Here is an 11759-nt window from a genome sequence, read left to right as displayed (position 1 = left end):
CATCCACTATCACCACAACCTAATATGACAGGGACCAAGGTCATCCCAGAGATGAAAACATCCACTATCACCACAACCTAATATGACAGGGACCAAGGTCATCCCAGAGATGAAATGATTAAGTGACCCGATGCACTAGATAATCATATGCGTGGAAGGAAAATCATAATATTTACAGGACCATCACTTTCCCACACTGAGGCATCAGATATCCTCAGGGCAGATTACAGGCCCCCTGTGAGGAGGGGTGATATCCATGACGCCCTCTCTGAGAAACCGGACATAATAGGGATAATTGACGGTGTTTTCCATCAGAGCCCAGCAGTGGGGCACCGTGAAATCATTGAAGCCCTCAGGAGGGGTGTTACCGTTATTGGTGGGGCCAGTATGGGCGCGCTAAGGGCTTCTGAACTTCATGAACTGGGGATGGTGGGAGTTGGCCGGATATTCAGGGCCTACCTGAATGGTGATCTGGAATCTGATGATGATGTTGCGGTTGCATTCAACCCTGAAACCCTTGAGGCCCTCTCAGATTCCCTTGTTAGCATTCATTTTAACTTTAAAAGGGCCCTTGAAAGGGGTATCATCGGTGAAGATGACTTCAGAGAACTCATGAAAATCGCTAAGGATCTGTTTTATCCCCTCAGGAACTACCAGAGGATTCTGCATGACGCAGAGATACCTGAAAACAGAAAGGCATCCCTCATGTCATTCCTTGAATCTGAAGGGAGGGATATGAAAAGGGAGGATGCCCTTGAGGTTATAAACTACATTAAGGGACTGATAAGCTCTGATGATCAGGATAATGGATGTGAAACTCATGGATCTTGAATCAAAGATAAAAAAGGTGAAGGATGCCCTTAAGGGCCGGAGTGTTGCTGTCGGATTCTCAGGTGGGGCTGATAGCACAGCACTGCTTGACATTGCACGGGATTCTGCTGATGCGGTTGCTGCATTCACAGTTGACACAGGTGTCATGCCCCGGGGCTTCATAGAAAATGCCTCATCAATTGCTGAATCCCTTGGGGTGGAGCACTTTATAATAAACAGACCGCTACTTGAAAACCAGGAGTTTGTGAGCAACACCCCAGAGAGGTGCCTTGTATGCAAGAACATCATATACAGTTCAATACTCCAGGAGGCCAGGGAAAGGGGCTTTGAGGTTGTCCTGGATGGCACCACCGCAAGCGACATGTTTGAGGACCGCCCTGGGACCATCGTGAATCATATCCTGGGGATAGAGACCCCTCTCCTCGATGCCGGGATTACGCGGAGTGATGTCCTTGAATACCTCAAGAAGAGGAACCTTGAATACTCAGAGAACACCACATGCCTTGCTACAAGGATAAAGGATCAGGAGATAACGCCGGAACGGATAAACAGGGTCTCATATGCTGAAACCCTCATCAGGGGACTCTACGGTGAGGGCACCGTGAGGGTCAGGCATGAGGGGGACTCTGCAATAATAGAGGTCGATGAACCGGAGAGGCTACTCAATGCAGTAAATCTGAGGCATATAGAGAATGAGTTGAGGGCCGTTGGATTTAAAAGGGTGCTTCTGGACCTCACAGGCTACAGAGGGGGTGGGGAGGACATCGTACTCTACAGGCCCTGCAGGGATGCCGAATCAAGGATAATGTTCGAGGTTAAGCTGCCCTACCCCATCGATATAAAAGAAACATGTGAAAAACTGGAGGAGATGGGGCCCCGATGTTCAGAGAAGATGGGTGTTGTCATGGTTGAGGTGGGTGACAGTAACGTGACCATCTTCAGGAACGGGAAGATAGTGGCAAGGAGGGTGAAGGACAGGGAAGATGCCGAGGAGGTGCTCCTTGAGGTGCTGCCACACATCATAAGGGAGCATGAGGACATGCAGTCACAGAACCACTCCCCATCAGAAACATGATGGTCCACTCATAAGTCATCAATATCCTGTGAATACGAGGTCGCTGACTAGATCAGTGGTCCAACATAATATGGGGCCTCAGATTTTAGTTGCGTTGGATTGTCCAGTCACAGGACCCTCTGGACATTCTCATTAACCCTCCTTCTGAAGGAGGTGATCCTCTGAAGGAGGCCCCTTGAATCATCACCCTTTAAAAAAAGTCCATTGGGGGTGCTGAATTCAATCCCATCAGCACTTATCTCATTGAAAATTATTTCAACCTCACTGGAGTCATCAGGGAGATCATTTGTTCTCACCGTGTAATCAACCAGTAGCTCATCATGGGGGAGTACCTCAGAGACAGCCCTCTTCAGTGTCATCTCAAGTACATCCAGCAGTGTCTCAATAACCGGTAGATCATACCACCAGCAGTAGCCGAGGAGCATTTTGATCTCAATATCCATTATTGAGACCTCACCATGGTTCTTAGCCGCCACCCTGAGAAGACCCTTTGAGGCCTTCAGGTTTATCCTCTGGTCACTCATTTGAATCAATCAGAGCATTTATAAGGTCATTGGCCCTTGCAAGCCCGGTGAGGTTTCCCTCATAGTCTATGATGGGTATCTGTTCAATGTTCCTCCTCTTCATCTTCCTTGCGCAGGAGGTGACCGTGGTTGAGGTGGTTGCGGTGACTATATCTGTGGTTGCAACATCCCTTACCTCCTTATCAGGGAATTTAAGCTGGTTTTTTATAACGTAAAGCACGTTTTTGCTGTCCCAGGACCACCTGTCACCCTCTGTACCCACGGATGTATTATGAACGGTACTTTCAGAGACAACCTCACTCTCATTTATGAAGTCAGTCTCTGTGAGGACTCCTGAGAGTTCACCGCTGTTGTTGAGGGCCAGGAGGACCTTCAAACCGAAGTACCTCATTATCTCAAATGCCACATTGAGGGGTGTTCTGTCCCATGTTGTGGGAATGTTCCTTGTCATGTAATTCTCCACAGGCTCATCGATTTCCATCTCTGCAATTGCACCTGCAACCAGGTCATAGCTTGTCACTATACCCACAAGCCTGTCCTGGTCCACAACAGGGACCCTCCGGATGTTTCTCTCAAGCATCCTCTCTGCAGCCACCCTGACATCGTCGTCCGGGGCGACTGTGACGGGGTTCCTCGTCATTATCAGCGCTATCTGCTCCTCATCCGGATTTTCAACAAGGTCTGACCTTGTTATTATACCCACAAGTTCTTCTGTTCCCTTCTTAACAACTGGTAGCCCTGATACATTCTCCTTTCTCATTAGTTCAAGGGCTGTTGCCCTGTTTCCTGGAACAGTTACATAGTGTATTTTCTCTGACATTATCTCCTTTACAAGCATGACCAACACCAGAAGCGAGTCGGTTAAAAAAAAATGGTTTTCAGTGAACAACAAGGACCGGGCAGCCCGCTGACCTCACCACCTTCTCTGCCACACTGCCCAGCAGGAACCTGTCAAGGCCGTGTTTGCCTGAGGTTCCCATGACCACGAGATCCACGCCCTCCTTCTCCACTGTCCTTAGTATGGCCTCTGCAGGTGAACCCTCATCGGTCCTGAGTGTCAGTTTAACACCTGCCCCTGATTCCTCAACAAGTTTCTTAACGGCTTCAAGGGACCTTGATGCCTCCTCCTCGAGCATCTCCCTCAGCCTTATTATAAGGTCATCTGCCGGGAGACCCACAAGGGATGATGTCTCCATAACTGTTAAAGCAATTATCTCGGCTCCACTTTCCCTGGCAATCCATATGGCATGTTCGGCTGCCTTGTTGGCATGTTTTGAGCCGTCGGTTGGGAGCAGGATTTTACTGTACATAGCCTCACCTCTTAACTAATTTACCTTTTATTATTAAATATATTATATTTTTCGATTCAGTACGGTTTATGATGGAGAGGTAGGGGTCAGCGGATAGTTTCTCGGTGATCATGAGGTCCGCCGGGAATCCCTCCTCGATAACACCCCCACCCGTTATCCCCGAGGCATTAACGGTTGCCATCCTCAGCACCTCAACTGGTGGGAAGTACTCACCTGTGGATCCCCTAGTAACCTTGAGGGTGTACTCCATCTCCCTGAGGAGATCCGGTGAGTTGAACATGACGTTGTCTGTGCCGAGAAGGAGATTTATGCCCATCCCCTGCATCCTCTTAACTGGGGGTATTCCTGCTGAGAGCGCCCCGTTGGATCTTGGACACAGAACAACCGAGGCCCCGCTTTCCCTTACAATTTCAAGGTCATCCCTGACTGGGTTTGTGAGGTGAACCAGAAGCTTAAATCCTGCATCCACGGCCCTTTCAACCTCAGTTCTACCTGTATCCTCAAGTGATCTCTTCTGGGATTCCGGGTGCTCTGCAACGTGAATCGATGCAACCTTACCCATCCTTTCACATTCATCAACGATTATTCTCGCTGCCTCATCGGTTATCTCACCCATACCGCTTGGTGCGAACCCATCAGATACTTCAAGGATCCTCCTCACGGCATGTCTCACCTCAGCATTTGATGCTTCAGGGTCAAAAACCGTGGGGTCCCTCCCGAGTATCATTCCCTTCAGTGGGAGATCAGCCCCTGCTTCATTGAGGAGTTCAGCACCCTTAACACCACCCTCCCTGTAATCAATGAACGCTCCAGTCCCATGGGCGAGCATGTCAACCATAGCATCCCTCATGGATGCCATAAGTTTCCAGGGTGGTGATGATTCAAGTATCCTGTGTTTCAGGCCATCAGGGGGCCTCACTATATCCTCAAGTGGCCTCCCATCACCCACATCCATTGCAACTGAATCTCCAAGGTGCACATGGGAGTTCACAAGGGCGGGTGCAACTATGAGGTCCGATGCATCAATCCTGTTGCTGCCGGGGATCCTATCAGGGGTTATCTCGGCTATGATGCCGTCCTCAATGAGGAGGTTTGTCCTCTCTGGTCTCAGCAGGGCACCCCGGAGGACAGTCCCGTTTTCAACAACAAGCATGTTCAATTATTGGTTTTTGCACTATTTTATTCTTTTGTGAGATCTGAAGAATAGAATAATTTGAGTCCATGTTAATGGGAATGAAAATAAAAATTGAATTCAGGCCTCTAGTGAGTTCCTGAAGAAGAATTAAATGGAAACTTCTTCAGAATTTCCTGATGTTGTTTGTTTCTGATTTCTCAGAGACCTTGCCGTAGTAGTCGACCTTAACCGTGCCCCGTGAATATTTGTAGTATGTCTTCAGTGTGACCGTCGCACCCGGGTTCAGTGTACCTGTGTACACCTGCTTATAGTTCTTTGTTGAGTAGCTGCCATACCATACCCTTGTGTAGAAGTTTCTGGCTGCATCTGTCCCCTGGTTCTTAACGTATATGTAGAGTGTGCTTCCAGATTTTCTTGTCCCTGTGACCACAAGGTCTGGTTTGGGGTTTCCAACTGTGATTGTCTTTTTCTTAACTGAGATTAAGCCGTTGCTATCTGTCGCAGTCAGTGAAACTGTGTAGTAGCCCTCCCTTGCATAGGTGTGGGTGACCTCTTCACATGCTGCTGTTGATCCGTCACCGAAGTTCCATTTGAGTGTGATCGTGTCGTTATCAGGGTCATATGCCGTTGACCTGAAGGCGAATGACCTGACTGATGTTGAGCCGCAGTAGGTGTATGTGAAGTCTACCACGGGTTTGCTTCCCGTGAAGTTGGGTTTGACCTTGATTCTGTACCATTCCTCTGCAGCCGCATCATCATAGGGTGTTGTATTGCTGGCCCCTGGGAAGGTGCCGTTCCAGTCCCCAACAAAGGTTGCGTTTCCATGGTCGTTGCGCCAGATTTTTGTGCCATTGTAAACTGTACTCCTATTTATAACCTCATAGTAGTTCTGCTGGTTGGCCTCATAGAAGTTTCTGGAGCCGTTCAGGAAATCGTATATTATCTCTGCACCATCCCACGCGGTGGCATAGTAGTTGGCACCTGAACCTGTGAACATCCTTGAGAAGTGGTAGATGGTCTCTATGGGGTTTTTAACCTCGTATTGATCAACCCACCCTGTTGAGAAGCATGCGTGGAGTAATATCACGGGTATTCCCTGCTTGAAGGGCAGGTAAAAGGTCTGTCCATTGACCTGCACCATATCCCCTGCACCCCATATGTAGCCGTCACTTGCAACCAGTGAGAATGGTGGGCTGGCATATCCCCCATGGCAGTCATAGTTCCCTGACATGTATCCTCCGTGGCCCGCATATATCACAGCATCTGCACCGTACATTCCCTTGAGTATGTTCTTAACGGTTGCATTTCCCTTGTAGAGTTCAAGCACCTGGTAACCCTTATTCTTGAGGGTTGTTGCAACCTTCTTTGCCTCATCATACATGCAGCTGCTATCTGAGAGGCTGTCTGCAACTATGAGTATGTGGGCCTCTGATAGGGGTAATGCAGTGAGTGATAATATTATGAATGTAGCGAGTATGAGTTTCCCGTATCTCATGTTCTTCACCGCTACATTCTATAATATCACAATACTTTAAAATTTAACGGGAAATTGGTGCCATGGATCACATCCCATGGTATTCGTCAAGGGACTTCACGGTTATCCTACCAAGTCGAACAGCCTCAATGGCATTGAGGGCTGCCCTTGCCCCAGCCAGTGTCGTGACGTAGGGTATTCCAAGTTCAACCGCCATTCTCCTTATTAGATAGCCATCGTCGGCTGACTGCTTCCCCGATGGTGTGTTGATTATGAGACCAACTTCACCATTGATTATGGCGTCCCTTATGTTTGGTGACCCCTGGCTCACCTTCCTCACAACCTCTATATCGGCTATGTCACTGACCGCCCTTGCTGTCCCGCGGGTCACCATGATCTTGAAGCCCAGTTCACTGGCCTTCTTAACGATATCAGCTATCTTATCCTTATCCTGGTCCCTGACGCTTATGAATACCTTGCCCTCTGTTAGTAGATCCATGCTGGCAGATAACTGGGACTTGTAGTAGGCTATCCCGAAGTTCTCGTCGATACCCATTGCCTCGCCAGTGGATTTCATCTCAGGGCCCAGCACCGAGTCTGCCCCTGGCAGCTTTATGAATGGGAAAACTGACTCCTTAACTGCCACATGGTCTATCTCCTTCTCCTCTGTTAGTCCAAGGTCACTGAGCTTCGCCCCCATCATCAGCCTGGCGGCCATCTTGGCAAGTGGAACACCTGTAGCCTTACTGACGAAGGGCACGGTACGGCTGGCCCTGGGGTTTGCCTCAAGTATGTAGACTGATGGGTCAGAGTCGGGTTTCACCGCATACTGGATGTTTATTAAGCCCACAACCTCAAGTTCAAGGGCCAGTTTCCTTGTGTAATCCTTTATAGTTTCAATTATTTCCTGGGGGATGCTCTGTGGTGGTATCACACATGCTGAGTCCCCTGAGTGGACTCCCGCCTCCTCTATGTGCTCCATTATCCCGCCGATGTACACGTCAGTTCCATCAGAGAGGGCATCCACGTCAACCTCTATTGCATCCTCAAGGAACTTATCCACGAGGATTGGATGCTCAGGGGATACCCTTACAGCCTCCCTCATGTACTCCTCAAGCTCCCTCTCATCGTAGACTATCTCCATTGCCCTTCCACCAAGGACATATGATGGCCGTACAAGTACAGGATAACCTATACGTTCAGCCACATCCCTCGCATCCTCAAAGGATTTGGCGATCCCATAGGGGGCCTGTGGTATCCCCAGCTTATCAAGGACACGGGTGAACCTTTCACGGTCCTCAACCCTGTCTATGCTCTCATGTGGTGTCCCCAGTATCCTGACACCCTCCTCTGCCAGGGGAACAGCAAGGTTTATGGATGTCTGGCCACCGAACTGTACGACAACACCCTCCGGTTTCTCCTTATCTATAACGGCAAGGACGTCCTCCAGTGTGAGGGGTTCGAAGTAGAGCTTATCAGATATGTCGTAATCTGTACTCACGGTTTCAGGGTTGTTGTTAACCATTATGGTCTCATAACCATCCTCAGTGAGGGCCATTGCTGCATGTACACAGCAGTAATCAAATTCTATACCCTGACCTATCCTTATTGGACCTGAACCTATGATGAGGACCTTCTTCCTGTCTGAGACACCAACCTCGTCTTCAAGGTCATAGCAGCCATAATAGTAGGGTGTTTTCGCTTCAAATTCAGCTGCGCAGGTGTCAACCATCTTGTAGACAGGTTTTATATTATTTTTGAGCCTTAGAGACCTTATTTCGGATTCTTCAAGCCCTGTTATCGATGCAAGCCTTGAATCTGAAAAGCCCATCCTCTTGGCCCTAAGGAGGATCCTCGGGTCCCTCAGGGATTCTCTGGTGAGGGATGACTCGAAGTTGACTATGTTCCATATCTTCTCAAGGAAGAATGGGTCTATCCTTGTAAGTTCATGTATCTCATCTATACCCATACCCTCCTTAAGGGCGGTGTAGATCTGGAACAGTCTGAGGTCAGTGGGGTTCTCAAGGTCTTTCCTAGTGTAGGGTATCTCCATGAAGCCATCTGCACCTATATCAAGTGACCTTATGGCCTTGTTAAGGGACTCCTCAAGGGTCCTTCCTATGGCCATAACCTCCCCTGTGGATTTCATCTGAACCCCTATCTCCCGGCTTATCCCCCTGAACTTATCAAAGGGCCACCTTGGAATCTTTGTCACAATGTAGTCGATGGATGGCTCAAAGGATGCCGGTGTCTCCTTTGTTATGTCATTCTCTATCTCATCGAGGGTCATGCCCACGGCGATCTTGGCGGCGATCTTGGCTATGGGGTAACCTGTGGCCTTTGATGCCAGTGCACTGCTCCTGCTAACCCTCGGGTTCACCTCTATGACCTTGTACTCCCCTGTCTCCGGGTGGACAGCGAACTGTATGTTGCAGCCCCCCTCAATTCCGAGGGCCCTTATGATCTTTATTGCAGCATCCCTCAGCCTCTGGTTGTCCTCGTCACTGAGGGTCTGGGCAGGTGCAACCACCACGCTCTCCCCTGTGTGTATGCCCATGGGGTCAATGTTCTCCATGTTACAGACGATTATGCAGGTGTCGTTGCGGTCCCTCATGACCTCATACTCGAATTCCTTCCATCCCAGGACCGACTGGTCTATGAGAACCTGGTTGATGAAGCTCATCTCAAGGCCCCTCGTGGCTATCTCAATGAGCTCATCACGGTTGTAGGCCACCCCACCCCCTGTACCCCCCAGGGTGAAGGCGGGTCTCACTATAACAGGATACCCTATCTCCTCAACGGCTTCAAGAGCCTCTTCAACTGAATTTACCGCTCTTGCTGCGGGTACTGGCTCGTTGAGTTTCTTCATGAAACTGTCGAAGAGGTCACGGTCCTCAACGTTTCTTATTGTCTCAATGGAGGACCCTATAACCCTCACGCCCTCGAGGGCCCCCATCTCTGCAAGACCCGTTGCAACGTTGAGGCCTGTCTGTCCCCCCATGGTTGGGAGTACTGCATCGGGTTTCTCCTTTTGGATTATCTTTGCAACTATCTCAGGTGTGAGGGGCTCCACATAGACCCTGTCAGCCATTTCCATGTCGGTCTGGATGGTTGCAGGGTTTGAGTTCACGAGTACTGTCTCAATCCCCTCCTCCCTCAGTGATTTGCATGCCTGAGAACCTGAATAATCAAATTCAGCAGCCTGCCCTATCTGTATAGGGCCGGATCCTATGATAAGTACCTTGTTGATGCTTTCATCCCGCGGCATTTTATCCCCATCTTCCTCTTATCCTAGTATTCCTTCATAACACTTACAAGACGATCAAAGATGTTCACGGTATCATGTGGCCCTGGTCCTGCCTCAGGGTGGTACTGGACACTGAAAACCGGGAGTTCCCTGTGCTCTATTGCCTCAGGTGTCCCGTCGTTGAGGTTCAGCTGTGTGATCTCAATATCCGTCCCCCTGACTGACTCCGGGTCGATGGTGAACCCGTGGTTCTGGGATGTTATTGAGACTGTTCCAGTTCTGAGATCCTTCACCGGCTGGTTTATACCCCTGTGCCCGAATTTCATCTTGTATATGCTGGCCCCGAATGCAAGACCGATTATCTGCTGTCCAAGACATATCCCGAATATGGGCAGCTTTTCTGATAGTGTTCTGACCGTGCTTATGGCCTCCTTCACCCTTGTGGGGTCACCAGGTCCACTTGATATGAGGAGTGCGTCAGGGTCATATTCCATTATTTCCTCTGGCTCCATTCTGTAGGGCACAACAACAACACCAACATCCCTTTCAAGGAGGGCCTTTATGCTGTTTCTCTTGATTCCACAGTCAACTATAACAACCCTTCCCTCTGCCTCCTCATTCATGGTGACCGGTTCGGTAACACATACCTGGTCCACAAGGTCAATCTCGGTTATGTCTGGCTGATTCACTGCCAGTTCAAGGAGTTCATCATCATCAATCTCCTCTGTTGCAAGGGCGCCCTTCATGGTCCCCCTCTCCCTTATCTTTATGGTGAGAGCCCTTGTATCAACACCCGCTATGCCGGGGATTTCATATTCCTCCAGGAACTCTGAGAGTGTCTTTTCTGATAGCTGATGTGAGGGTTTCTGGCATTCCTCTCTCACTATCAGGCCCTCGGCCTTTATACCATCTGACTGGTACCATTTCTCAGATATTCCATAGTTGCCCTGCAGGGGGTAGGTTGGCATGAGTATCTGGCCCTTGTATGAGGGGTCTGTGAGTGATTCAACATAACCCGTCATCCCAGTTGCAAATACAACTTCCCCTGTCTTCACTGTTTCGAATCCAAATGCCTCTCCTCTTATTATTGTACCATCTTCCAAGGCTAATTTTGCTTCCCTAAACATTTCACCACCGTGATCATGACTTCTGACTGATTAGATTAATTTAATATTCATGACCATAAGGAGAATCCCCTCCAGAGTGGAGATCCATCCTCATCACCACAGCGTCCTCTCCATCCTCATAGTAGTTGGCTATAACCTTCTCCTCACTGAAGCCAAGGGCCCTGTAGAAATTTATGGCCCCTCTATTCTTTGCCCTTACCTCCAGTTTAATATTTTTAATATGAAATTTTTCAAATATACCTATGGCTGTCCTCACCAGTTCCGCCCCGACACCCTTGCGGCGGTAATCTTTATCAACTGCAAGTGAGATAATATGACCTTCATCCTCAAAGCGGATCCAGAATATTATGAATCCAACGACCCTGCCATCCTCCTGGGCCACTAGGAAACCTGCCCCAAGGTTGTATATGTCCCTCAGGAGGTGTGCAGGGTAGGGATCAGCAAATGATTCCCTTTCAATCTTCAGGACCGTTTTAAGGTCCTGTGGCCTGAATTCCCTTACTATCATCTCTATCTCCGTGGTACCATGTGGAAAGATCTTGCAGTTTATATAATCAGGAGTTCTCAGCCATCCGACCGTGTTGTTGAGGTTGGTGCCGGTAGATTCCTGTATGTTTCAGATTATATCAGGAAACATTCAAAGGTTGATTTGGTTCTAACAGATATTAAACCTTCCCGTGGGGACATAATTTACGATGACATCACATCACCGGACATGGACATCTACAGGGATGCTGTCACCATATACTCCATAAGACCCCCATCTGAACTACACAACCATCTCATGATGGTGGCGGACGCAGTTGGTGCCCGGCTGATCATCAAACCACTCACCGGAGAAAATATCGCCACAGAAAAACCCATGAAACTTGTAAATTACGGAAAAACCTTTTTCTACGAGTACAGTCCATAAACCATCCAATTTTTTATGATGTCCGCAGAGGTGGCCCATTACCTGAGAGGATCTGCTTCAGAGGTGATCCACTCACCAAAACACGAGGTGATCACACTAATTCTTCACTAATAATTATATTAC

At 48.8% G+C, this 11759-nt stretch carries 11 protein-coding genes; 3 read left to right on the top strand and 8 right to left on the bottom strand.

Annotated elements, in window-relative coordinates; all coding sequences use genetic code 11:
* Positions 1-147 precede the first annotated feature (147 nt).
* Both L5462_RS03775 and larE read left to right on the top strand, forming a co-directional pair.
* Entirely contained in the window at positions 148-831 is a 684-nt protein-coding gene (locus tag L5462_RS03775) for a TfuA-related McrA-glycine thioamidation protein (RefSeq protein ID WP_237779454.1), read from the top strand.
* Positions 794-1906: an ATP-dependent sacrificial sulfur transferase LarE gene (gene larE, locus L5462_RS03770; RefSeq protein WP_237779453.1), complete on the top strand. Its 1113-nt coding sequence runs from the start codon at positions 794-796 to the stop codon at positions 1904-1906. The genes L5462_RS03775 and larE overlap by 38 nt, the downstream gene beginning before the upstream one ends.
* A gap of 107 nt (positions 1907-2013) precedes the next feature.
* Here larE and L5462_RS03765 read toward each other — a convergent pair whose 3' ends face one another.
* From L5462_RS03765 to rimI, 8 genes are all read right to left on the bottom strand, one after another.
* Positions 2014-2430: a hypothetical protein gene (locus tag L5462_RS03765; protein WP_237779452.1), complete on the bottom strand. Its 417-nt coding sequence runs from the start codon at positions 2428-2430 to the stop codon at positions 2014-2016.
* Complete coding sequence (locus tag L5462_RS03760) at positions 2423-3268, bottom strand: CBS domain-containing protein (RefSeq protein WP_237779451.1); 846 nt, start codon at positions 3266-3268, stop codon at positions 2423-2425. Before L5462_RS03760 ends, L5462_RS03765 begins: the two co-directional genes overlap by 8 nt.
* Positions 3269-3308: 40 nt before the next feature.
* Positions 3309-3740 carry a universal stress protein gene (locus L5462_RS03755; protein WP_013296175.1) on the bottom strand — a complete coding sequence of 144 codons (432 nt, stop codon included), beginning with the start codon at positions 3738-3740 and terminating at the stop codon, positions 3309-3311.
* Between the two features lie 4 nt (positions 3741-3744).
* Positions 3745-4893: an amidohydrolase family protein gene (locus tag L5462_RS03750; RefSeq protein ID WP_237779450.1), complete on the bottom strand. Its 1149-nt coding sequence runs from the start codon at positions 4891-4893 to the stop codon at positions 3745-3747.
* A 145-nt stretch (positions 4894-5038) separates the two neighbouring features.
* Positions 5039-6370 carry a PKD domain-containing protein gene (locus L5462_RS03745; protein WP_237779449.1) on the bottom strand — a complete coding sequence of 444 codons (1332 nt, stop codon included), beginning with the start codon at positions 6368-6370 and terminating at the stop codon, positions 5039-5041.
* Between the two features lie 67 nt (positions 6371-6437).
* Positions 6438-9617: a carbamoyl-phosphate synthase large subunit gene (gene carB / locus L5462_RS03740; protein ID WP_237779448.1), complete on the bottom strand. Its 3180-nt coding sequence runs from the start codon at positions 9615-9617 to the stop codon at positions 6438-6440.
* 23 nt (positions 9618-9640) lie between these two features.
* Positions 9641-10723 (bottom strand): glutamine-hydrolyzing carbamoyl-phosphate synthase small subunit, encoded by a 1083-nt coding sequence (gene carA, locus L5462_RS03735; protein ID WP_237779447.1) that lies wholly within the window; start codon positions 10721-10723, stop codon positions 9641-9643.
* A 40-nt stretch (positions 10724-10763) separates the two neighbouring features.
* Positions 10764-11231 (bottom strand): ribosomal protein S18-alanine N-acetyltransferase, encoded by a 468-nt coding sequence (gene rimI / locus L5462_RS03730; RefSeq protein WP_237779446.1) that lies wholly within the window; start codon positions 11229-11231, stop codon positions 10764-10766.
* Between the two features lie 18 nt (positions 11232-11249).
* Here rimI and L5462_RS03725 point away from each other — a divergent pair, with 18 nt between their 5' ends.
* Positions 11250-11636 (top strand): UPF0146 family protein, encoded by a 387-nt coding sequence (locus L5462_RS03725; RefSeq protein ID WP_237779445.1) that lies wholly within the window; start codon positions 11250-11252, stop codon positions 11634-11636.
* Positions 11637-11759: the final 123 nt, after the last annotated feature.

It is taken from the genome of Methanothermobacter sp. K4, assembly GCF_022014235.1.
Lineage (GTDB): Archaea > Methanobacteriota > Methanobacteria > Methanobacteriales > Methanothermobacteraceae > Methanothermobacter.
The sequence above is the reverse complement of the archived record's forward strand: the minus strand, read 5'-3'. Positions and strand labels throughout refer to the sequence as shown.